The organism is Mesorhizobium sp. CC13 (assembly GCF_039907765.1).
Lineage (GTDB): Bacteria > Pseudomonadota > Alphaproteobacteria > Rhizobiales > Rhizobiaceae > Aminobacter.
This window is the reverse complement of sequence record NZ_JARDJI010000005.1, coordinates 143,663-164,940: the sequence shown is the minus strand read 5'-3', so window position 1 is coordinate 164,940 and position 21,278 is coordinate 143,663. Positions and strand designations below refer to the sequence as shown.

22 protein-coding genes and 1 tRNA gene are annotated in these 21,278 nt (G+C 64.2%); 17 read left to right on the top strand and 6 right to left on the bottom strand.

Annotated elements, in window-relative coordinates:
- Positions 1–4: 4 nt before the first annotated feature.
- Positions 5–634: a MarC family protein gene (locus PV773_RS10045; RefSeq protein ID WP_347966221.1), complete on the bottom strand. Its 630-nt coding sequence runs from the start codon at positions 632–634 to the stop codon at positions 5–7.
- Positions 635–887: 253 nt separating this feature from the next.
- Between PV773_RS10045 and gyrA the strand changes: the two genes are divergently transcribed.
- A complete protein-coding gene (gyrA, locus tag PV773_RS10040) occupies positions 888–3,665 on the top strand; it encodes a DNA gyrase subunit A (RefSeq protein WP_347966220.1) in 2,778 nt (925 codons plus the stop codon).
- Positions 3,666–3,773: 108 nt separating this feature from the next.
- Here the strand turns inward: gyrA and PV773_RS10035 are convergent, their stop codons facing one another.
- Complete coding sequence (locus PV773_RS10035; RefSeq protein WP_347966219.1) at positions 3,774–3,926, bottom strand: hypothetical protein; 153 nt, start codon at positions 3,924–3,926, stop codon at positions 3,774–3,776.
- Between the two features lie 207 nt (positions 3,927–4,133).
- Here PV773_RS10035 and coaD point away from each other — a divergent pair, with 207 nt between their 5' ends.
- The 6 genes from coaD to tgt are packed head-to-tail and all read left to right on the top strand — an operon-like array spanning position 4,134 to position 8,471.
- A complete protein-coding gene (coaD, locus tag PV773_RS10030; protein WP_340039926.1) occupies positions 4,134–4,634 on the top strand; it encodes a pantetheine-phosphate adenylyltransferase in 501 nt (166 codons plus the stop codon).
- 17 nt (positions 4,635–4,651) lie between these two features.
- Positions 4,652–5,239 carry a peptidylprolyl isomerase gene (locus PV773_RS10025; protein WP_347966218.1) on the top strand — a complete coding sequence of 196 codons (588 nt, stop codon included), beginning with the start codon at positions 4,652–4,654 and terminating at the stop codon, positions 5,237–5,239.
- A gap of 54 nt (positions 5,240–5,293) precedes the next feature.
- On the top strand, positions 5,294–5,809 hold the full coding sequence (locus tag PV773_RS10020; protein WP_347966217.1) for a peptidylprolyl isomerase: 516 nt from the start codon (positions 5,294–5,296) through the stop codon (positions 5,807–5,809).
- 3 nt (positions 5,810–5,812) lie between these two features.
- Positions 5,813–6,262 carry a DMT family transporter gene (locus tag PV773_RS10015; protein WP_347966216.1) on the top strand — a complete coding sequence of 150 codons (450 nt, stop codon included), beginning with the start codon at positions 5,813–5,815 and terminating at the stop codon, positions 6,260–6,262.
- A complete protein-coding gene (gene queA / locus PV773_RS10010; protein WP_347966215.1) occupies positions 6,262–7,338 on the top strand; it encodes a tRNA preQ1(34) S-adenosylmethionine ribosyltransferase-isomerase QueA in 1,077 nt (358 codons plus the stop codon). The genes PV773_RS10015 and queA overlap by 1 nt, the downstream gene beginning before the upstream one ends.
- A complete protein-coding gene (gene tgt / locus PV773_RS10005; RefSeq protein ID WP_347966214.1) occupies positions 7,335–8,471 on the top strand; it encodes a tRNA guanosine(34) transglycosylase Tgt in 1,137 nt (378 codons plus the stop codon). The genes queA and tgt overlap by 4 nt, the downstream gene beginning before the upstream one ends.
- Before the next feature lie 3 nt (positions 8,472–8,474).
- Here tgt and dinB read toward each other — a convergent pair whose 3' ends face one another.
- Positions 8,475–9,725 carry a DNA polymerase IV gene (dinB, locus tag PV773_RS10000; RefSeq protein WP_347966213.1) on the bottom strand — a complete coding sequence of 417 codons (1,251 nt, stop codon included), beginning with the start codon at positions 9,723–9,725 and terminating at the stop codon, positions 8,475–8,477.
- A 140-nt stretch (positions 9,726–9,865) separates the two neighbouring features.
- On the opposite strand from dinB, the gene PV773_RS09995 reads away from it, so the two are divergent.
- Together PV773_RS09995 and PV773_RS09990 are read left to right on the top strand one after the other, a co-directional pair.
- The gene (locus PV773_RS09995; RefSeq protein ID WP_347966212.1) at positions 9,866–10,840 is read left to right on the top strand and encodes a threo-3-hydroxy-L-aspartate ammonia-lyase; all 975 of its coding nucleotides are present in this window, start codon (positions 9,866–9,868) and stop codon (positions 10,838–10,840) included.
- Between the two features lie 177 nt (positions 10,841–11,017).
- Positions 11,018–12,613 carry an ABC-F family ATP-binding cassette domain-containing protein gene (locus PV773_RS09990; protein ID WP_347966211.1) on the top strand — a complete coding sequence of 532 codons (1,596 nt, stop codon included), beginning with the start codon at positions 11,018–11,020 and terminating at the stop codon, positions 12,611–12,613.
- 7 nt (positions 12,614–12,620) lie between these two features.
- On the opposite strand, the gene PV773_RS09985 is transcribed toward PV773_RS09990, so the two are convergent.
- A complete protein-coding gene (locus PV773_RS09985; protein ID WP_347966210.1) occupies positions 12,621–13,034 on the bottom strand; it encodes a DUF4864 domain-containing protein in 414 nt (137 codons plus the stop codon).
- A gap of 181 nt (positions 13,035–13,215) precedes the next feature.
- Between PV773_RS09985 and PV773_RS09980 the strand changes: the two genes are divergently transcribed.
- From PV773_RS09980 to PV773_RS09955, 6 genes are all read left to right on the top strand, one after another.
- The gene (locus tag PV773_RS09980) at positions 13,216–13,452 is read left to right on the top strand and encodes an Lrp/AsnC ligand binding domain-containing protein (RefSeq protein ID WP_340039948.1); all 237 of its coding nucleotides are present in this window, start codon (positions 13,216–13,218) and stop codon (positions 13,450–13,452) included.
- A 154-nt stretch (positions 13,453–13,606) separates the two neighbouring features.
- The gene (locus tag PV773_RS09975) at positions 13,607–15,019 is read left to right on the top strand and encodes a circularly permuted type 2 ATP-grasp protein (protein WP_347966209.1); all 1,413 of its coding nucleotides are present in this window, start codon (positions 13,607–13,609) and stop codon (positions 15,017–15,019) included.
- A gap of 86 nt (positions 15,020–15,105) precedes the next feature.
- On the top strand, positions 15,106–16,047 hold the full coding sequence (locus PV773_RS09970; RefSeq protein ID WP_340039951.1) for an alpha-E domain-containing protein: 942 nt from the start codon (positions 15,106–15,108) through the stop codon (positions 16,045–16,047).
- A gap of 12 nt (positions 16,048–16,059) precedes the next feature.
- Positions 16,060–16,854, top strand: a complete 795-nt coding sequence (locus PV773_RS09965) for a transglutaminase family protein (RefSeq protein WP_347966208.1) — start codon at positions 16,060–16,062, stop codon at positions 16,852–16,854.
- 33 nt (positions 16,855–16,887) lie between these two features.
- Positions 16,888–17,619 (top strand): proteasome-type protease, encoded by a 732-nt coding sequence (locus tag PV773_RS09960; protein WP_347966207.1) that lies wholly within the window; start codon positions 16,888–16,890, stop codon positions 17,617–17,619.
- Positions 17,620–17,903: 284 nt separating this feature from the next.
- Complete coding sequence (locus tag PV773_RS09955) at positions 17,904–18,674, top strand: DeoR/GlpR family DNA-binding transcription regulator (protein WP_340039957.1); 771 nt, start codon at positions 17,904–17,906, stop codon at positions 18,672–18,674.
- Between the two features lie 47 nt (positions 18,675–18,721).
- On the opposite strand, the gene PV773_RS09950 is transcribed toward PV773_RS09955, so the two are convergent.
- Positions 18,722–19,219 (bottom strand): BA14K family protein, encoded by a 498-nt coding sequence (locus tag PV773_RS09950; RefSeq protein WP_347966206.1) that lies wholly within the window; start codon positions 19,217–19,219, stop codon positions 18,722–18,724.
- Positions 19,220–19,621: 402 nt separating this feature from the next.
- On the opposite strand from PV773_RS09950, the gene PV773_RS09945 reads away from it, so the two are divergent.
- Entirely contained in the window at positions 19,622–20,434 is an 813-nt protein-coding gene (locus tag PV773_RS09945; RefSeq protein ID WP_347966205.1) for a class I SAM-dependent methyltransferase, read from the top strand.
- Between the two features lie 228 nt (positions 20,435–20,662).
- On the opposite strand, the gene PV773_RS09940 is transcribed toward PV773_RS09945, so the two are convergent.
- Positions 20,663–20,738 (bottom strand) — tRNA-Lys (locus tag PV773_RS09940).
- Positions 20,739–20,938: 200 nt separating this feature from the next.
- On the opposite strand from PV773_RS09940, the gene PV773_RS09935 reads away from it, so the two are divergent.
- The gene (locus tag PV773_RS09935; RefSeq protein ID WP_347966204.1) at positions 20,939–21,274 is read left to right on the top strand and encodes a hypothetical protein; all 336 of its coding nucleotides are present in this window, start codon (positions 20,939–20,941) and stop codon (positions 21,272–21,274) included.
- The last annotated feature ends 4 nt before the right edge of the window (positions 21,275–21,278 follow it).

Below are 21,278 nucleotides of genomic sequence, written 5' to 3'. Positions count from 1 at the left end.
TCGTTCACATCGCCACCAGCGCCTTGATCCCGTCTGCCACGAACTGGACGGCGAGTGCCGCCAGGATCACGCCGAGCAGGCGGGTCAGGATCGACCGGCCGGTCTGGCCGAGGAAGCGGTCGATGCGTTCGGCGAGCACGAAGACGAGATAGGTCAGGGCCAGGCAGATGAAGATGATGCCGACCAGCGTCACTTGGCCCGCCCAGCCGTCGAACGAGCCCGACAAGAGCACTGTGGCCGATATCGCGCCGGGGCCGGCGATCAGCGGGATGGCGAGCGGGAAGGCGGCGATGTTGTGGATGTGGTCCTTGGTGATCGCCACGTCCGAGATCTTCTCCTTGCGGTCCTGCCGGCGCTCGAACACCATCTCGAAGGCGATGAAGAACAAGAGGAAGCCGCCGGCCACCCGGAACGCCGGCAGCGTGATGCCGAACACGGTGAGGATGGCGGCACCCGCGACGGCGAACAGGGCGAGCACGGCGAAGCCCATGATGCTGGCACGCACCGATACCTGCTGCCGCTCGTCGCGGTTCATGCCGCGCGTCACGGCCAGGAAAAGCGGGGCGAGTCCCGGTGGGTCGATGGTCACGAGCAGGGTGACGAAAGCGTTGAAAATGCTGTCGAATTGCGGCATCGGCATCCCCCCGGGGCGAATGCAGGCTAACCCGCGGCGTGCGTTGGCGCCAGAGCAATCGCGTCTGGCTGCGCGTTATGCCCAGCGCAGCTGACTTCCGGCCGTGGCAGGCAGACTGTCGCGGATTTGACCGGGTGATCTATCCTTTTGATATTGCGTGATAAATCAGCGTTGGAAAAGCGCGCCCAAAGTTGGTCAACCACGCACCGTTCCTATATAAAGGGCAAATGATTCCCAACATGCGTGATCCGAGTTGACCGACCAGAAATCACCGCGCGGACCTGAAGGTCCCTCCGGCATCGAGCCGATTTCCATCATCGAGGAGATGCAGCGCTCCTACCTCGATTACGCGATGAGCGTGATCGTGAGCCGCGCGCTGCCCGACGTGCGCGACGGCATGAAGCCGGTGCACCGGCGCATCCTCTATGCCTCGCACGAAAGCGGCTACCACTGGAACCGCAAATATGTGAAATCGGCGCGTCCGGTCGCCGACGTGATGGGTAAGTATCACCCGCACGGCGACGCCTCGATCTATGACGCCCTGGTGCGCATGGCGCAGGACTGGTCGATGAGCGTCACGCTGATCGACGGTCAGGGCAATTTCGGCTCGATCGACGGCGATCCGCCCGCGGCGATGCGCTACACCGAGGCGCGCCTGACCAAGGTTGCGCACGAGCTGCTCGAGGACATCGACAAGGACACCGTCGATTTCCAGGATACCTATGACGCGTCCGGCCAGGAGCCGCGCGTCCTGCCGGCGCGTTTCCCGGCGCTGCTGGTCAATGGCGCAGGCGGCATCGCCGTCGGCATGGCGACCAACATCCCGCCGCACAACCTGGTCGAGGTCTGCAACGGCGCCATGGCCGTGATGGACAATCCCGGGATCGACCTGCCCGACCTGATGGAGATCATCCCGGGGCCTGATTTCCCCACAGGCGGCCTGATCCTCGGCCGCTCGGGCATCTACAACGCCTATTCGACCGGGCGCGGCTCGGTCGTCATGCGCGGCAAGGTCAATATCGAGCAGAGCCGCGGCGACCGCGAGGCGATCGTCATCACCGAGGTTCCCTATCAGGTGAACAAGGCCTCGATGATCGAGAAGATGGCGGAACTCGTGCGCGACAAGCGCATCGAGGGCATCTCCGACATCCGCGACGAGTCGGACCGCCAGGGGTATCGCGTAGTCATCGAGCTCAAGCGCGATGCCAATGCCGAGGTGATCCTCAACCAGCTCTATCGATTCACGCCGCTGCAGACGTCGTTCGGCGCCAACATGGTGGCGCTCAACGGTGGCAAGCCGGAGGTTCTGACGCTCATCGACATGCTGAAGGCGTTCGTCGCCTTCCGCGAAGAGGTGATCAGCCGGCGCACCAAGTTCCTGCTCAAGAAGGTGCGCGACCGCGCGCATGTCTTGGTCGGCCTGGCGATCGCGGTCGCCAATATCGACGAGGTCATCAAGCTCATCCGCACCGCGCCCGACCCGCAGACGGCGCGCGACCAGCTGATGACGCGGCGCTGGCCGGCATCCGACGTCGAGTCGCTGATCCGCCTGATCGACGATCCGCGCCACCGCATCAACGACGACGGCACCTACAACCTGTCGGAAGAGCAGGCCCGCGCCATTCTCGAGCTGCGCCTGCAGCGTCTGACGGCACTGGGCCGCGACGAAATCGCCGACGAACTCAACAAGATCGGCACCGAGATCACCGACTATCTCGCCATCCTGTCGTCGCGGGCGCGCATCCAGCAGATCGTCAGGGAAGAGCTGACCGCCGTGCGCGACGAGTTCGGCGTTCCGCGCCGCACCGAGATCACCGACGCCGGCTCGGACATGGAAGACGAGGACCTGATCCCGCGCGAGGACATGGTCGTGACCGTCAGCCATTCCGGCTACATCAAGCGCGTGCCGCTGTCGCTCTACCGGGCGCAGCGCCGCGGCGGCAAGGGCCGCTCGGGCATGTCGACCAAGGACGAGGATTTCGTCACCCGCCTGTTCGTGGCCAACACGCACACGCCGGTGCTGTTCTTCTCGTCGCGCGGCATCGTCTACAAGGAAAAGGTCTGGCGGCTGCCGATCGGCAATCCGCAGTCGCGCGGTAAGGCGCTAATCAACATGCTGCCGCTCCAGCAGGGCGAACGCATCACCACCATCATGCCGTTGCCCGAAGATGAGACGAGCTGGGGCGAACTCGACGTGATGTTCGCCACCACGCGCGGCACCGTGCGCCGCAACAAGCTCAGCGACTTCGTCCAGGTCAATCGCAACGGCAAGATCGCCATGAAGCTGGAGGAGGAAGGCGACGAGATCCTCGGCGTCGAGACCTGCACCGACAATGACGACGTGCTTCTGACCGCCGATTCCGGCCAGTGCATACGCTTCCGCGTCGACGACGTGCGCGTATTCCAGAGCCGCAACTCGGTCGGCGTGCGCGGGATCAGCATGGCCGATGGCGACCGCGTCATCTCGATGGCGATCATCGAGCATGTCGAGGCGAGCCCGGCCGAGCGTGCCGCCTACCTCAAGCGTTCGGTTGCCGAGCGTCGGCTTGCCGCCGGCGCTGCCGCCGGCGAGGACGAGGACATCGCGCTGACCAACGAGGAGGTCGGCGAGGAAGCCGACATCTCCGAAGAGCGCTACCAGTTCCTGGGCGAGCACGAACAGTTCGTGCTGACCGTCACCGACTATGGCTACGGCAAGCGTTCGTCGTCCTACGACTTCCGCCTGACCAATCGCGGCGGCAAGGGCATCCGCGCCACCGACGTCTCAAAGACGGCCGAGATCGGCAAGCTGGTGGCGACATTCCCGGTTGGCAACGACGACCAGATCATGTTGGTTTCCGACGGTGGTCAGGTCATCCGCGTGCCGGTGGACGGCATCCGTTTCGCCAGCCGCGCCACCAAAGGCGTCACCATCTTCAACACCGCCGAAGGCGAGAAGGTGGTCTCTGTGGAGCGCATTTCCGAGCCTCAGGGCGAGGACGATGCCGACGAGGCGCCGGGCGATGAAGCGCCGGTGAGCGAGGAAGGCTGATCCGGAAGGCCACCGATTTGCCAGTGGCTTACGCCGTCGGGTTAAAGAAAAAAGCGGCGCGTGAGCGCCGCTTTTGCCTGGAGGGGCAGAAACTGTAGTCGAGGCAGATCAGCGCGGCAGCCGCGGATTGCGCCACCCCGGCAGCCGGACACGGGCGGTCTGAACCTTGGTGCGCACCCGGTGCGCCTCCTGGTGGAGGGCGAAGGCGGTGGCGATGAGCATGGCCAGTGTCATGGCGGCGGCGAGCATGTAGATCATCATGGCGCTGTTCTCCTGCCTGAAATAACGGGCGACGCGCTGTTTGGTTTCATCGACTATAGAGATGGTTTATTCACATCCCCTTGAACGAAACCTGAGACTTCCATTCATCCCGCGTTCATCTTGTAAACCATGCGGGAAGCGCCGGATGGCCAAGTTCGGGCCGGTGCCCGCTTCCACCTTGACCGCCGATGTTCTAGAAGCAGGCGCATGACAGATCGCATCGCAATCTACGCCGGGTCCTTCGACCCCCTCACCAACGGCCATCTCGACGTGCTCAAGGCGTCGTTGGCGGTCGCCGACGTCGTCTACGCGGCCATCGGGATTCATCCGGGCAAGAAGCCGCTGTTCTCCTTCGAGGAGCGTGTGGCGCTGATCGAGGATGCGGCCAAGTCGGAGTTCGGCAAGGATGGCGGCCGCATCAAGGTCGTCGCCTTCGACGGGCTGGTCATCGACGCCGCCCGGCGAGAGGGCGCCTCGATCATGATCCGTGGCCTGCGCGACGGCACCGACCTCGACTACGAGATGCAGATGGCCGGCATGAACGAGACCATGGCGCCGGAACTGCAGACGGTTTTCCTGCCGGCAAGCCCTTCGGTCCGCACAATTACCGCCACACTTGTCCGCCAGATTGCCTCGATGGGCGGCGACATCCGCCCGTTTGTGCCTGCGGCGGTTGCCAAGGCGCTCAACGCCAAATTCGCGAAATAATCCCGGAGTACCGATCAATGCAGCTCAGGAAGCTTGCCTCGTCTTTCGTCGTCCTTGCCGGCATAATCGCCGGTTCGGCTTCGGCCTTCGCCGCCGATCCCGAGAACACCATGGTCATCACGCTCAAGGACGGCGACGTGACGGTAGAACTCCGTCCCGACCTCGCGCCCAAGCACGTCGAACAGATCAAGAAGCTCGTGCGCGACGGCGAATATGACAACGTCGCGTTCCATCGCGTGATCGAAGGCTTCATGGCCCAGACCGGCGACGTCGAGTTCGGCGACATGAAGGACGGCTACAGCGCCGCGCGCGCCGGCACCGGCGGCTCGAAGCTGCCCGATCTGCCGGCCGAGTTCTCCAAGGAGAACTTCAAGCGCGGGGTCGTCGGCATGGCGCGTGCCCAGGATCCGAATTCGGCCAATTCGCAGTTCTTCATCATGTTCGACACCGCTTCCTCGCTCGACGGCCAGTACACCGTCGTCGGGGACGTCGAGAGCGGCATGGAACTGGTCGACAAGATCAAGAAGGGCGATGCGGCCGAGAACGGCGTCGTCACCGACCCCGACCGCATGATCAAGGTCCGCATCGCTGCGGACGGTAAGTAGAAGTCCGCATCGCTGCGGACGGCAAGTAATCTGTAACAGAGAAGGAATTCAGTCATGGCCGAGATCAAGGATCGCGAGAACGCGCTGATCATGGAAACCACCAAGGGCAAGGTGGTCATCGAGTTGCTCCCCGACCTGGCCCCCGGCCACGTCGCCCGCATCAAGGAGCTGGCTCGCGAAGGCGCCTATGACGGCGTCGTCTTCCACCGCGTCATCGACGGATTCATGGCGCAGACCGGCGACGTCAAGTTCGGCAAGTCGGGCGGAAAGGACTTCAACCCCAGCCGTGCCGGCATGGGCGGCTCGGACAAGCCGGACCTGAAGGCCGAGTTCTCCAACATGAACCACGGCCGCGGCACCTGCTCCATGGCCCGCGCCCAGAACCCGAACTCCGCCAACTCGCAGTTCTTCATCTGCTTCGAGGATGCCGGCTTCCTCAACCGCCAGTATTCGGTGTGGGGCCAGGTCATCGAGGGCATGGACAACGTCGACAAGATCAAGCGCGGCGAGCCGGTGGTCGACCCCGACAAGATCGTGTCGATGAAGGTCGCCGCAGACGTCAAGGAGTAACAGGTGGCAGGCGCTCTCTGGTCGCTTCTCGGCGTTCTGGCGGGCGCCTTCGTCGCCATTCAGGCTCCCATCAATGCGCAGCTGGCGCGCGGGCTCGGTGTGCCCGTCGCGGCGGCTGCGATTTCCTTTCTCTCGGGTGCGATCGTACTCGGGCTGGTTACCTATTTCACCACGCGGTCGCAGGGCCTGGTCATCGACTGGAAGGCACCCGCACCCTGGCTGTTCGTGGCCGGCGGAGCGCTGGGCGCCGTCTATGTCACCTCCACCGTGCTTCTGACCCCGCGCATCGGCGCAGCCGCCCTGATGGCCTTCCTGGTCGCCGGCCAGCTTCTGGCCGGCATGCTGGTGGACAATGCCGGAGTTTTCGGCGTCGCCGTGCGCGAACTCTCCACGGGCCGCATCGTCGGCGCCATGCTGCTGCTCGCCGGCGCCCTGATGATCCGTATCTACTGATGCGCGTAGACCTTTTCGATTTCGACCTGCCGGAAGAGCGGATCGCGCTCAGGCCCGCCGAACCGCGCGACACGGCGCGGCTTCTGTGCGTGCGGCCTGGTGAAGCGCTCGCCGACCTGTCGGTGCGCGACCTGCCGTCGCTGCTCGAACCCGGCGACGTGCTGGTGCTCAACGACACGCGCGTCATCCCGGCGCAGCTCAAGGGCCGCCGCGTGCGCGGCGAGGCCGTCGCCCATGTCGACGCCACGCTGCACATGCGCACCGCGCCCGATCGCTGGCTCGCCTTCATGCGGCCCGGCAAGCGTGTTGCCGTCGGTGATCGCATCCAGTTCGGCCACGACTCCGAGGCCTGCATGCTGGGCCAGCTCGATGCGACGGTGATCGAGAAGGGCGAGGCCGGCGAGGCATTGCTCGCCTTCGAGCTGTCCGGGCCGGCGCTGGACGAGGCGCTGCACGCCGTCGGCCACATTCCGCTGCCGCCCTACATCGCCTCCAAGCGCGACGACGACGAGCGCGACCGCAAGGACTACCAGACCGTCTATGCGCGGGAGGAGGGCGCGGTCGCTGCCCCGACCGCTGGCCTGCATTTCACGCCGGAGCTGTTTGCGGCGCTCGAGGCGCGCGGCGTGGAAAGACAGTTCGTGACGCTGCATGTCGGCGCGGGAACCTTCCTGCCGGTCAAGGCGGACGACACTGCCGACCACAAGATGCATGCCGAGATCGGCCATGTGTCGGCCGAGATCGCAGCAGTGCTGAACGCCGCCAGGGCGCGCGGCAACCGCATCGTCGCCGTCGGCACCACCTCGCTGCGCCTGATGGAAAGTGCCGCGCGCCCCGACGGCACCATCGCTGCCTGGTCGGGTCCGACCGATATCTTCATCACCCCCGGCTACCGCTTCAAGTTCGTCGACGCGCTGATGACCAATTTCCACCTGCCGCGCTCGACGCTGTTCATGCTGGTCTCCGCCTTTTCGGGGCTGGAGCGGATGCGCGAGGTCTATGCGCACGCCATTGCGAGCGGCTACCGCTTCTATTCTTATGGCGACGCCAGCCTGCTGTTCAGGGACGACCGATGAGTTCTGAGTTCACCTTCAAGTTGCTCGCGACCGACGGCAAGGCGCGGCGCGGCGAGATCACCATGCCGCGCGGCACGATCCGCACACCGGCTTTCATGCCCGTCGGCACCGGCGGCACGGTCAAGGCGATGTACATGGACCAGGTGCGCGGCGTCGGCGCCGACATCATCCTGGGCAACACCTATCACCTGATGCTGCGGCCCGGCGCGGAGCGGGTGGCGAAGCTCGGCGGCCTGCATGAGTTCGCCCGCTGGCCGCACCCGATCCTGACCGATTCCGGCGGATTTCAGGTGATGTCGCTGTCGAAGCTGCGCAAGATCAGCGAGAAGGGCGTGACCTTCCGCTCGCATATCGACGGCGCGCCCTACGAGATGTCGCCGGAGCGTTCGATCGAGATCCAGGGCCTGCTCGATTCCGACATCCAGATGCAGCTCGACGAGTGCACCGCGCTGCCGTCGACGCCGAAGGAGATCCAGCGCGCCATGGAGCTGTCGCTGCGCTGGGCCGAGCGCTGCAAGAAGGCTTTTGGCGACCAGCCGGGCAAGGCGATGTTCGGCATCGTGCAGGGCGGCGACATCGCCGACATGCGCGTGCGCTCGGCGCAGGCGCTGAAGGCGCTCGACCTCAAGGGTTATGCCGTCGGCGGCCTCGCTGTCGGCGAGCCGCAGGAGGTGATGCTCGACATGCTCGACATCACCTGTCCGGAGCTGCCGACAGAGAAGCCGCGCTACCTGATGGGCGTGGGGACGCCCGACGACATCGTCAAATCGGTGGCGCGCGGCATCGACATGTTCGACTGCGTGATGCCGACGCGCGCCGGTCGCCACGGTCTCGCCTATACACGCCGCGGCAAGGTCAACCTGCGCAACGCCCGCCATGCCGACGACCCGCGTCCACTGGACGAGGAAAGCGATTGCCCGGCTGCGCGCGACTACAGCCGCGCCTACCTGCACCATCTGGTGCGTTCGGGCGAGGCGCTGGGCGCCATGCTTCTGACCTGGAACAACCTGTCGTATTACCAGCATCTGATGGGCGAAATCCGCGCCGCGATCGAGGCGGGACGCTTTGCCGACCGCACGGCCGAGATCAGCGAAGGCTGGGCGCAGGGCGACATTCCGCTCCATAAAGGCTGAGGCTCACAACTCCTTCTCGGCCAGTTCGCGGAAGGCATCGGGCACGGAACTTGCGCGCCCGAGCGACACGGAGGCGTAGCCGACGGCCTCCCAGCCAAAGCGTTCGCGGATGGCATCCATGGCGCGGTCGGCGCCCCAGCGCGCCTGGCCCTTTTTCGTGCCCGGCCGGTGGCGTTCGTCGTCGAGATCAAGCGGCAGTTCGAGCTGCAGGCCCGAATGTTCCTCGAGATGCGAGACCGAGATCGCCAGCAGCGAGATGGCGCGCTCGTTCGGGTATTGGGCAAGTACGCCGCGCACCAGCTCCTCGGCGATTTCTGCAATCATGGCTGTGGCGGAAATCGGTGCGTCCAGCGTGATCGACTGCGTCACCGAGCGCATGTCGGCGAAACGAACGCGGGCGGTGACCGTGCGCCCCGGGCGGGATTTCGCCCGCAGTCGCGAGGCGACGCGATCGGCGAGATGACGCAGCGCCGGGACAAAGACGGCCGGTTTGGCCGGCTTCATGCCCAGGGCCGACTGCGCGCCTGCGGAATGGGCGCGGCGATGCGGCTGGAGGCGGCGCGGGTCGCGGTTCCAGGCGAGCGCCGAAAGTTTTTCGCCGGCGGCGGGGCCGAGCAGGCGTTCGAGCGCATGGCGGTTGGCATTGGCCAACTGACCGATGGTGGTGATGCCGGCGTCCGCCAGGCGCGTTTCGGTGGCCGGGCCGACGCCCCACATCAGCCCGACGGGCAATTCGTGCAGGAAGTCGAGTTCGGTTCCGGGATCGACGACGACCAGCCCGTCGGGCTTCGCCACCTGCGAGGCGATCTTGGCGAGATGCTTGGTGCGGGCGACGCCGACGGAAATCGGCAGGCCGAGTTCGGTTCGGACCCTGTGCCTTACTGTCTTGGCGATCTCCTCGGGCGTACCGAAGAGGTGGGTGCAGCCGGCGACATCGGCGAAGGCCTCATCGATGGAGATGCGCTCGACGATAGGTGTGAAGTCGCCGAGAACGGCGATCGCCGCGTCGCCGAGGCGCTGGTATTCCCTGAAATTGCCGCCGACGAAGATGAGGCCGGGACAAAGCTCGCGGGCGCGACGACCGGGCATGCCGCCATGGACGCCGAAGGCCTTGGCCTCGTAGGAGGCGGCGAGCACCACCCCGCCGCCGACGGCAATGGGTTTGCCCCGCAGGCTCGGGTCGAGCAGTTGCTCGACCGACGCGTAGAAGGCGTCGAGGTCGGCATGCAGGATGGTGGCCGCGCTTTCCGTCATTGTGCTCGATCGAATGTGAATGAGAACATAAAGGGAACATATGGCCGGGAAGTCAAGCGCTGGTGCAAGCGGTGGGGTGCCGTGAGGGCTTCTGGCGGCCGACCGCCTCGACTAGAGTGCCGCCGACCAAGGAGGATTCCATGACCGTTTCGCCACGCATTCCGACATTCGAAGACGTCAAAGTGGCGGCGTCACGTATTTCAGGCGTCGCGCATCGCACCCCGGTGTTGACTTCGCGCACCGCCAATGGGGTGGCCGGCGGCAAGCTGTTCTTCAAGGCCGAGAACCTGCAGCGGGCCGGCGCCTTCAAATTCCGCGGCGCCTACAATGCTGTTTCCGCCTTGTCGCCCGAGGCGCGGAGAAAGGGCGTCGTCGCCTATTCCTCGGGCAATCATGCCCAGGCGCTGGCCTATGCGGCGACCCTGCTCGGCGCGCCGTCGGTCATCGTGATGCCCCAGGACGCGCCCGCGATAAAGGTCGCGGCGACCAGGGGGTATGGTGCCGAAGTGGTGTTCTTCGACCGCTACAAGGACGACCGCGACGCAATCGCCCGAGACATCTCGGAGGAGCGCGGCATGTCCCTGATCCCGCCCTTCGACCACGCCGACATCATTGCCGGGCAGGGCACGGCGGCGCTGGAGCTGATCGAGGAGGTCGGCGAGCTCGACGTGTTGATCGCGCCGCTCGGCGGTGGCGGATTGCTGGCCGGCTGTGCGCTGAGCGCCAAGGCCCTGTCGCCGGGCTGCCGCGTGATCGGCGTCGAGCCGGAGGCCGGAAACGACGGCCAGCAGTCGCTACGGAAGGGCGAGGTGGTGCGCATCGCGCCGCCCAAGTCGATTGCCGACGGCGCGCTGACGACCTTCGTGGGCGACCGCAATTTCCCGATCCTGCAGGCCAAGGTCGACGACATCGTCACCGTCAGCGATGCGCAACTGGTGCAGACGATGCGATTCTTTGCCGAACGCATGAAGGTGATCGTCGAGCCGACGGGCTGCCTGGGTGCGGCTGCAGCACTCAACGGCGTCGTCGACTGCGCGGGAAATCGCGTCGGCATCGTGCTCAGCGGTGGGAATGTCGATCTCAAGGCGTTGAGTGCGTTCTTCGCGGAATCCTGATCGCTGGGACGTTGCATCGGCGCGAGTTCGACGCTCGCCGGCCGCATTGATCTCAGCGACTTGAATCTCGCCGGAAAGCCGACTATCTAGCCGCCATCAGCAATACCGACAGGATGTGAACAGCAATGGATTTTGACCCGACAGCAACGCCGAACCGCTTTGCCATTGGGGAATTCCATGCCTGCATCCATCTCGCTGTCGAATATTGCCTGGTCCACGCCTGACGGCCGGACGCTTTTTTCCGATCTGTCGCTCAATTTCGAAACCGGCCGCGCCGGGCTTGTCGGGCGCAACGGCGTCGGCAAGTCGACGCTGCTGCATCTGATCGCCGGTTCGTTGCTGCCGCAGGCGGGCAAAATGTCCGTCAGCGGTATGCTGGGCCTGCTGCGCCAGTCGGCGCAGGTGTCTCCTGGCGAGACCGTTGCCGACCTGTTCGGCGCATCCGACGGGCTCGATCTGTTGCGCCGCGCCGAGGCCGGGCTGGCCGAGGTCGATGAATATGCCGACGTCGACTGGACGCTGGAGGCGCGGATCGAGGCGGCGCTCGCCCGTGTCGGCCTGAGCGCCGGGCCCGGCACCGAGCTGTCGGCGCTTTCAGGCGGCCAGCGCACGCGGGCCGGGCTCGCAGCGCTGATCTTCGGCGAACCCGACTTCATCCTTCTGGACGAACCGACCAACAACCTCGACCGGGAGGGACGTGACGCGGTGATTGATCTTCTTGCCGGTTGGCGGGCAGGGGCCATCGTCGTCAGCCACGACCGCGAACTGCTCGACACGATGGACGCCATCGTCGAGCTGACGTCGCTGGGGGCGACGCGCTATGGCGGCAACTGGAGCCACTATCGCGAGCTCAAGGCGATCGAGCTCGCGTCAGCGCGCCACGACCTGCTCGATGCTGAACGGCGCGTTTCGGAAGTCGCCCGGGCCGCCCAGACGACGGCAGAACGCAAGGCGCGCAGGGACGGAGCGGGCAAGCGCAAGGCCGCCAAGGGCGACATGCCGCGCATCTTCATGAGCGGGCTCAAGAACCGCGCCGAGAACTCGTCGGGCGAGAATGTCAGGCTGGCCGAACGCCGGCGCGTCCAGGCGGAAGCGGATGCGGCCGCGGCGCGCGAACGCATCGAGGTGCTGCAGCCGCTGTCTGTGGTCCTTCCGTCGACCGGATTGCCTTCCAGCAAGGCGGTGCTGCGGATCGACGGCCTGACGGCGGGCTACGAGCCGGGCCAGCCGGTGATCTCGGACTTTTCGCTGACGATCATGGGCCCCGAGCGCGTCGCGGTGATCGGCGGCAACGGTACGGGCAAGACCACCCTGCTCAAGGCGATTTCCGGCAAGCTGGAACCGTGGACAGGCAGCGTCTCCATTCTGACCGGCTACGCCATGCTCGACCAGCATGTCGGCCTGCTCGACCCCTCCAACTCCATTCGGGACAACTTCCGCCGCATCAACCCCGAGGCCGACGAAAATGCCTGCCGCGCCGCGCTGGCGCGGTTCATGTTCCGTGCCGATGCGGCGCTGCAGATCGTGGGCAGCCTCAGTGGCGGACAACTGCTGCGCGCCGGGCTCGCCTGCGTGCTCGGCGCCAAGTCGCCGCCGCAGCTGCTGATCCTCGACGAGCCGACCAACCATCTCGACATCGACGCCATCGAGGCCGTGGAAGCCGGGCTGCGCGCCTATGACGGGGCCTTGCTGGTGGTGAGCCACGACCAGGCATTTCTGGAGGCCATTGGCATCGCCAGGCGGATCGAGCTGGTACAGACCCGGCGCCAGTGAACAGCGGCTAGGTGCTGAGCGAGTTCGAGGCGCGCAAGCTGACGCCGGTGATGCGCCAGACGCCGTCGGGCTGGAGTTCGAGCGTGTAGACGGCTTCGTAGTCTTTGCCGTCCGGGCCGACGATCATCACCTGCTGGATGATCGAGGTCGGGCTCATTTCCCGGAATTTGCCGAAGTCGAAGCTCTGCGCATGGTGCACCGGCTTGTAGCCGCCCGAAACCATGCCCATGAAGGTTTCGAGCGTCGGAAAGATGCGCTTCACGTTGGGCGCGGCATAGCTGTAGGCGGCCGCATCCTCGCCCGTCCTGAAAGCTTCGATCTGGGCCGATATGCTGCCTTGCGCGGCCTTGACCTCGGCTTCGCCGGCCAGTGCCGGGAAGCCCAGGAGCAAAATGGCGAAGACCAATGCGATGCTGCGCATTCTTGCCTCCGTTTCCGGCGCTCGCGGTGGTCCGCGACGCCTTGGCATTGTAACATACGCGGCAGCCGTCGCCGCGGTTTCAGCATGGCGCGGCCGATGGCGTGGAGGCGGCGGCTTGAAAGCTCGGGCGCGTTCTGCGACAAGACCGCGAAACGACGACAGGCCCGGAACGGACGGTGCGATGAAGACCTTTTTCGTGCAGATCAAATGCGAACTCGGCAAGGCCTACGAGGTGGCGAGCGCGCTCGCCGACGCCGAGATCGCTTCCGAGATTTATTCGACCGCCGGCAATTTCGACCTGCTCGCCAAGTTCTACGTCGACGACGAGGTCGACATCGGCCATTTCGTCAACGAGCGAGTCCACCCGATCGGCAACATCAAGGACACATTCACGACGGTGACCTTCCGCGCCTTCTGAGCGCAAGAAGGGCAGGGTTGCGCTCAAATCCCGTGCCGCATGCCGAAACCATGGGCATTTTCGCGATTGTTTCGCCGGCTGCGCCAGAAATGGGCGATTGCGCTTGATTTTCTCCGCCGAGGTCATTTGACTGACCTCAGAGGGGAGTTCATCTGTGGTCGCCTTCGACGAAATGCTCCCGGCGGAAGCCGGACTTAGAAGACCCTACGAAGCCTACGACAGCTGGCTGAAAAACCAGGATCCAGCTCGACTTACCGAAAAGATGCGCGATGCCGAGCGCGTGTTCCGCAAGACCGGCATCACCTTTGCCGTCTATGGCGAGCAGGAGGCGTCCGAACGGCTGATCCCTTTCGATATCGTGCCGCGGATCATCGCCGGCAACGAATGGCGCAGGCTGACGCAGGGCATCGAACAGCGCGTGCAGGCGCTGAACGCATTCCTCGACGACATCTACCACCGCCAGGAAATCCTGCGCGCCGGCAGGATCCCGAGGGAACTGGTCGCCACCAACGAGGCGTTCCTGCCCGAGATGATCGGGGTTAGGCCGCCTGCCGGCGTCTACACCCACATCATCGGCGTCGACATCGTGCGCATCTCCGAAAACGAGTTCTACGTGCTCGAGGACAATGCGCGCACGCCGTCGGGCGTGTCCTACATGCTCGAAAACCGCGAAACGATGCTGCAGCTCTTCCCGGAGCTGTTCCAGCGCATCAAGGTGCAGCCGGTGGAGAACTATCCGCAGCTACTGCGCCAGTCGCTTGCGGCCGTGAAGCCGAGCGGTGTCAATGGCGCGCCGACCATCGCGGTGCTGACGCCGGGCAGCTACAACTCGGCCTATTTCGAGCACGCCTTCCTGGCCGACCAGATGGGCGTCGAACTGGTCGAGGGGCAGGATTTGCGTGTGGTCGACGGGCATGTCGCGATGCGCACCACCGAGGGCTACAAGCAGATCGACGTGCTCTACCGCCGCGTCGACGACGCCTATCTCGATCCGCTGACCTTCAAGCCGGACTCGGCACTCGGCGTGCCCGGCATCATGGACGTCTACCGCGCCGGCAACATCACGATTGCCAACGCGCCCGGCACCGGCATCGCCGACGACAAGGCGATCTACTCCTACATGCCGGAGATCATCGAGTTCTACACCGGGCGCAAACCGATCCTCGGCAATATTCCGACCTGGCGCTGCTCCGAGCCCGACAGCCTGAAATACGTGCTGGAACACCTCGCCGAGCTGGTGGTGAAGGAGGTGCACGGTTCGGGCGGCTACGGCATGCTGGTGGGGCCGGCGGCGAGCAGGAAGGAGCGCGAGGCCTTCGCCAGGAAACTCGCGGCGCGCCCCTCCAACTACATCGCCCAGCCGACGCTGTCGCTGTCGACCTGCCCGATCCTGACCCAGAAGGGGCTCGCGCCACGCCATGTCGACCTCAGGCCCTTCGTACTGGTTTCCGATCGCATCCGCATCGTGCCCGGAGGGTTGACGCGTGTGGCGCTAAAAGAGGGGTCGCTTGTCGTCAACTCGTCGCAAGGTGGCGGGACGAAGGACACGTGGGTGCTGGATGATTGAGCGAGCGAACGGGGATGCAGCAGAAGCCATGACGACCAGTCTCTATTCGCCATTCACTATTCGCTACTCCCTCGTCGAGGCCTGACATGCTCCTCGGTCGCACCGCCAACGGCCTCTACTGGATGAACCGCTACATCGAGCGGACCGAGAACATGGCGCGGCTGATCGATGCCGGCCTGCGCATGGCGCTGACCCGCAGCCAGAACGCGTCGGACGAATGGAATTCAGTGCTGCTTTCGGCGGGTGCGGCAAATGCCTTTGCCGTGAAGCACAGCGATTATACATCTGAAAACGTTGCCGATTTTCTCCTTCGGGACATGTCGAACCCGTCGAGCGCGGCGGCGGCAATGGAAACGGCGCGCAACAATGCCCGCATGGTGCGCACGGCGCTGACGCGCGAGACCTGGGAGAGCATCAACGAAGCCTGGATGTCGCTGAAGCGCATGTTGGCCACACCCATCGACCAACGTGAACTGCCGAGTGTGCTCGACGCCATCAAGCGCGAGACGGCGCTGATCCGCGGATCGTTCTATGGCACGATGCTGCGCAACGAGATCTTCGATTTCGCCCAGCTCGGCACCTATGTCGAGCGCGCCGACAACACCGCCCGCATCCTCGACGTCAAATATTACGTGCTCCTGCCTTCGGTCTCGTGGGTGGGGTCGTCGCTCGACAACTACCAGTGGGAATCGATCCTGCGCTCGGTGGCGGCACACCGCTCCTATCGCTGGGTCTACGAGGCCGAATACAAGCCAACCAACATCGCCGAATACCTGATCCTCAACGTGCGCATGCCGCGTTCGCTGACCTTCAGCTACCGCTTCATCGCCGAGCACCTGAAGTTCCTGTCGGAAGACTACAGCGCCAGGCACGAGAGCAACGACCTGGCCGACCGCACCTATGCCCGGCTGCGCGGAACCCAGATCAAGGATATCTTCGAGGGCGGCCTGCACGAATTCCTGGCCGACTTCATCCGCGACAACAACAAGCTGGGCGACCGTGTGGCCCAGGACTTCGGCTTCTACTGATCGGGCAAGGCCATGCGGCTCAAGGTTTCGCATCGCACCGAATACAACTATGACCAGCCCATCCGCTACGGGCTGCAGCGTGTCCGGCTGTGGCCCGCGAGCGGCCCGGCGCAGACCATGCTGACCTGGACGCTGCAGATCGAGGGCGCGCGCGAAGAGGTGCGCTTCCTCGACCAGTTCGGCAACGATACGCGTCTGCTCTCCATCGACGGCGAGCCCCACACGATCAGCATTCTGGCCGAGGGCGAGGTCGAGACCAACGAGGTCGCCGGCGTGTCCGGCCCGCACCGCGGCTTTGCGCCGCTCTGGCTGTTCCAGCACGAGACGCCGCTGACCGCGCCGGGCGAAGCGATCCGGGATCTGGCGGCAAGTGTGGGCGAGGGCGGCGAGGTCGAGCGGCTGCACCGCCTGATGGGCCTCATCCGCGAGCGCGTCGCCTATGTGCCCGGCACAACCGATACGGGGACCACTGCCGAACAGGCGCTGACCAAGGGAACGGGCGTCTGCCAGGACCATGCCCATGTGTTTGCCGCCTGCGCCCGCCTGCTCGGCTTCCAGGCGCGCTACGTCAGCGGCTACCTGATGATGAACGATCGCGTCGAGCAGGTGGCGACCCATGCTTGGGCCGAAGCCAATGTCCCGGGCCTGGGGTGGGTGGGGTTCGACGCCGCCAACGGCGTTTCGCCCGACCAGCGCTACGTGCGCGTGGCGGTGGGCCGGGACTATCGCGAGGCGATGCCGATTTCGGGCATACTGATCGGGCAGGCGCAGGAACGGCTTGCAGTCCATATCACTGTGGAGCAGTAATCCGGCAGGAAAGCTCGCCCGGACTGGAATCGCATGACCTATTGCGTCGGCCTCAAGATAGATCGCGGACTGGTGTTCATGTCGGACACCCGCACCAATGCCGGCATCGACAGCATCTCGACGTTTCGAAAGATGAAGGTCTGGGAAAAGCCGGGCGACCGCGTCATCGTGCTGATGTCGGCCGGCAACCTCGCCACGACGCAGTCCGTGGCGAGCCTGCTCGACGAGCGCACCAAGGCCGTCGCCGAGCGTGCCCCGACGATTTTTGACATGCCCTCGATGTACCGGACCGCCTGCCTGGTCGGGGAGGCGGTCAAGGAAGTGATTGCCCAGTCGGCGCCCGTCGGCCAGAGGGCCGATTCCAGCTTCAACGCCTCCTTCATCCTTGGTGGCCAGATCAAGGGCAGCGAGCCCAGGCTGTTCATGATCTATCCCGAGGGCAATTTCATCGAATCGACCGACGACACGCCGTTCTTCCAGATCGGCGAGACCAAATACGGCAAGCCGATCATCGTGCGTGCCTATGACCGGGCAATGAGTTTCGCCGAAACGGTGAAGCTCCTGATGGTGTCGTTCGATTCGACGCTGAAGTCGAACCTGTCGGTCGGCCTGCCGCTCGATCTTCTGTTCTACGAGAAGGATGCGCTGAAGGTGGGGCTCAAGAAGCGCATCGGTGCCGACGATCCTTATTATCGGACGATCTCGGACGGCTGGTCCAACGCGCTCAAGGTGGCCTTCCAGAGCCTGCCGGACTTTCCGGAATAGCAGGGGCCAATCCAAGGCCATCGGCCGGCAAACATGGAGGAGAGCAAGAAGCGGACGAGTTTTGCGAGTGGTCGTGCAGGGCTGCCGACTGTGGCGTCGACTACCGCGACGGCCTGAGGGAGCGGCCGGTGCGGGCGCAGGTGTAGCCCGGCCAGGTGTTCGAGGCGATCACCGAACTGGCGCGGAGCTGAGAGCGCAAAGCTTCGTTGCAGCTTCGAAGCGGCTTTTCACGGCTTTCGTTTTCACCTATCGTCCCACGAAACGAAATTCGGGGAATACCGCCCATGTATCTTTCGCCACGTCAGTCCGAAATCGTCCAGATGGCCAAGGACAACGGGCGGGTGCTGGTCGACGACCTTGCGGCGCACTTCCAGGTCACGCCGCAGACGATCCGCAAGGACCTCAATGACCTCTGCGACCAGCGACTGTTGAGTCGCGTCCACGGCGGTGCGCTGTTCCCATCCGGCATCGAGAACCTCGAATACGAAGCGCGGCGCAAGATCGCGGCCGACGAGAAGGACGCCATCGGCCAGGCGGCGGCGCGCATCATCCCCGACAACGCGTCCCTGTTCGTCAACATCGGCACCACCACCGAGGCGGTGAGCAAGGCGCTGCTCGACCACAAGGGTCTGATGGTCATCACCAACAACATCAATGTCGCCAACAGGATGCGCGTCTATCCTTCGATGGAGGTGGTGATCGCCGGCGGCGTGGTGCGCGGCTCGGACGGCGGCATCGTCGGCGAGGCGGCAGTCGATTTCATCAAGCAGTTCAAGGTCGACTATGCCGTGATCGGCGCCTCGGCCATCGACCATGACGGGGCATTGCTCGACTTCGACTTCCGCGAGGTGAAGGTCGCCCAGGCGATCATCGCCAACGCCCGGCACGTCATCCTGGTTTCGGACAGCACCAAGTTCGAACGGACGGCGCCGGTGCGGATCGCACATCTGTCGCAGATGGACAGCTTCATCACCGACCGCTGCGACCTGCCCAGCATTCGAAGGATCTGCGCCGAATCGGATGTCCAGCTGATCGAAACGAAAAGACCCGCGTAGGCACTTCGCGCGAACGCGGGTCTCAGGCGTACTCGGCCGGTTTCGCCTCAGCTATAGGGCGAATAGCACTGGCGGCGGGGCCCATTGTAGGGCTGGTAGGTGTTGTCCCAGGCGCGATACGAGCGGTAGCGGTCGTAGCACCACTGGACGTGGGCGTCGCCGGAGGCGCGCACACCATAGCGCGGCGCGATGTAGCGGGGCTGGCTCAGCGCGCCGCCGATGATGGCTCCGGCGATGAAGGCGCCGGCAGGGAACCACCAGTCGTTGTAGCGGCGATATCCGGGCCGATAGTCGCGATAGCCGCGATGGCCGTTCATGTAATAGATATCGCCCCGACGGACGATCCGGTAGCGCCTGTCGTCGCGATCCATTCGCATGACGCGGCGCGGCCGCCAGTAGGGATCGTACTGCACCTGCTCGACCCCTGATTTCGCTTCTGGCGCCTTGGGGTAGAATGCCGGCGCGGCCGCGGCTGGAACCGCGGACGCCGCCGCGAAGGATGTTGCAAGAACTGTCGCCAACAATCCAGACATGATCTTCTTCATGGTCGTCTCCTCAAAAGGAACTGAACCCTTTGAAGCTAAACGGTCAGGACAGGCAGAATGTTCCTCGCGCGTGCGGGAGCGGTCAACGGTGGGATGACACGGCAAAGATGCCGAAGTGGTGAGCGCGCAGGGATTCGAACCCTGGACAGGGTGCATGGATATTCGGTTCTGCTCCAAGTGTCATCGGTCGATCTGCCGGATTCGAAACCGATCTGGAACGAAATGCCCGTGCACAAGTGGCGGGCTCTTTATCGGAGCCCTGCAGCTTTGCGCTACCGGCATGGTCAAGCCACGCAAGGTCGGGCCGAGATCGTCAGTTGGCGGGAAGCCACGACAGAGTCGGGCCCGGCTTGAAGTACAGAATTGCCGCTACTATCAGTGCTTGGCGAAGGAGAAAGCAGCATGATTTCGTGGCCGTGGGCCAGCAAGGGCCGGAAACACAATTCGTATGCGAAGCGAAAACTCCTGTTCGAGAACATAGACGAGCACCACTTCCGCACCAAACGCTTCATGTTCCGCCATTCGATGCATGATTTTTCGTTCGGAACAACTGACGAAAGCGTCGCCTTTCTGAAGAGCCCGAGCATGCTCGGGCTCTACGAACTGTATCTTCCCGATCAGGTGCAGCACGTGTTCGAACTCGGCTTTTTCCACGGCGGATTGCCGCTACTTCTAGCTGACACAGTCAAGCCTCGCAAAGTCGTGGCGATCGACTACAAGGAGCCGTCGGAGGCGCTGAAACGCCATATCGAACGCGCTGGTCTGTCCAATGTGGTGCGCCTCTACGGCCGCACGCTACAGGATGACGTTCTGACGTTGCGGCGCATCCTCGATGAAGAGTTCATTGATCAAGGTCTCGACCTTATCACCGACGACTGCTCACACGAATACGCGCAGACGAGGGCGAGCTTCGAAGCGACTTTCGGATATCTCCGGCCTGGCGGGAAGTTCATCATCGAGGATTGGGGATGGGCGCATTGGCCGGGCGACGAGTGGCAGACCGAGAAGTCCTATTTCAATGGCCGGCCCGCGCTGACCAATCTGCTGTTCGAGATATTGATGCTACACGCCTCAGACCCATCGATCGTCAGCAAGGTCGAAGTGCCGGCCCCGATGTTCGCCGTTGTCACCAGGGGGACGGGCCTTGCTCATAAGGAGACTTTGAAGTTGGACACAGCTTACCAGACTGCAGGTCGTCAATTCTCGCTGCTCTAGCAGACTGTCGACGACGGCTCGGAGATACCCGTTTTTGATTCTGAAATTTGCCCCAAACCCTCCGTGAACAAGACGGTTTTTCAACAGACAACTAGGGCTGCGGACATTCTGCTTCGGCGAGCAGGTGCATGCAGATGTCACCAGATTACCTGCCAGGGCGGTCGATGGCAGCGCGGTGAGGTTGGAGACAAACCGTTGTCCACGTTTCCTGGCCGCAAGATGCCGAAGTGGTGAGCGCGCAGGGATTCGAACCCTGGACCTACTGATTAAAAGTCAGTTGCTCTACCGGCTGAGCTACGCGCTCCCGAAGGCCGCGCGGCGACCCCGAAATTGCGGCGGAACATAGGGAGAGTGCCCCCGCCGGTCAACCGGAAAATCAGCACGATAGCCGCCCAATGGCCACCTTTCACGCAGCTTCCGCTGGGTTCGTCACATTGCTGGCGCGATGCCCTGCTGTAAGACCGCGCCGCACCGCGGTCGTTTTGTCAAAGGGGATGTTGAAAGATGCTTGTTCGCCCGCAGTTCGTCATGGCCTTACTGGCATTGCTGGTTGTGCCGGCCAATGCCCAGACCGAGGACCTGGTCTTCACCCTGACGAACGGCACCTCGTCAGCGCTCACCGAATTCTACGTGTCGCCGGTTGGCGTCAGGGATTGGGAGGAGAACATTCTCGACGTCGACATGCTGGCACCTGGCGACAGCATCGAGATCACCATTGCCGATGGCCGCAGCGTCTGTGACTACGACATGCGCTTCGAGTTCGACGCGGATTCGGACCTCGACACGACCGAGGATACCCAGAACCTCTGCGAACTCGGCGAGTACATCGTCCGCGACTAACGCG

Bases quoted from the DNA above. Each gene is read 5' to 3' on its own strand.
- PV773_RS10045 (WP_347966221.1), bottom strand. From the start codon at position 634: ATGCCGCAATTCGACAGCATTTTCAACGCTTTCGTCACCCTGCTCGTG.
- PV773_RS10035 (WP_347966219.1), bottom strand. From the start codon at position 3,926: ATGATGATCTACATGCTCGCCGCCGCCATGACACTGGCCATGCTCATC.
- coaD (WP_340039926.1), top strand. From the start codon at position 4,134: ATGACAGATCGCATCGCAATCTACGCCGGGTCCTTCGACCCCCTCACC.
- PV773_RS10025 (WP_347966218.1), top strand. From the start codon at position 4,652: ATGCAGCTCAGGAAGCTTGCCTCGTCTTTCGTCGTCCTTGCCGGCATA.
- PV773_RS10020 (WP_347966217.1), top strand. From the start codon at position 5,294: ATGGCCGAGATCAAGGATCGCGAGAACGCGCTGATCATGGAAACCACC.
- queA (WP_347966215.1), top strand. From the start codon at position 6,262: ATGCGCGTAGACCTTTTCGATTTCGACCTGCCGGAAGAGCGGATCGCG.
- tgt (WP_347966214.1), top strand. From the start codon at position 7,335: ATGAGTTCTGAGTTCACCTTCAAGTTGCTCGCGACCGACGGCAAGGCG.
- dinB (WP_347966213.1), bottom strand. From the start codon at position 9,725: ATGACGGAAAGCGCGGCCACCATCCTGCATGCCGACCTCGACGCCTTC.
- PV773_RS09995 (WP_347966212.1), top strand. From the start codon at position 9,866: ATGACCGTTTCGCCACGCATTCCGACATTCGAAGACGTCAAAGTGGCG.
- PV773_RS09990 (WP_347966211.1), top strand. From the start codon at position 11,018: ATGCCTGCATCCATCTCGCTGTCGAATATTGCCTGGTCCACGCCTGAC.
- PV773_RS09985 (WP_347966210.1), bottom strand. From the start codon at position 13,034: ATGCGCAGCATCGCATTGGTCTTCGCCATTTTGCTCCTGGGCTTCCCG.
- PV773_RS09980 (WP_340039948.1), top strand. From the start codon at position 13,216: ATGAAGACCTTTTTCGTGCAGATCAAATGCGAACTCGGCAAGGCCTAC.
- PV773_RS09970 (WP_340039951.1), top strand. From the start codon at position 15,106: ATGCTCCTCGGTCGCACCGCCAACGGCCTCTACTGGATGAACCGCTAC.
- PV773_RS09965 (WP_347966208.1), top strand. From the start codon at position 16,060: ATGCGGCTCAAGGTTTCGCATCGCACCGAATACAACTATGACCAGCCC.
- PV773_RS09960 (WP_347966207.1), top strand. From the start codon at position 16,888: ATGACCTATTGCGTCGGCCTCAAGATAGATCGCGGACTGGTGTTCATG.
- PV773_RS09955 (WP_340039957.1), top strand. From the start codon at position 17,904: ATGTATCTTTCGCCACGTCAGTCCGAAATCGTCCAGATGGCCAAGGAC.
- PV773_RS09950 (WP_347966206.1), bottom strand. From the start codon at position 19,219: ATGAAGAAGATCATGTCTGGATTGTTGGCGACAGTTCTTGCAACATCC.
- PV773_RS09945 (WP_347966205.1), top strand. From the start codon at position 19,622: ATGATTTCGTGGCCGTGGGCCAGCAAGGGCCGGAAACACAATTCGTAT.
- PV773_RS09935 (WP_347966204.1), top strand. From the start codon at position 20,939: ATGCTTGTTCGCCCGCAGTTCGTCATGGCCTTACTGGCATTGCTGGTT.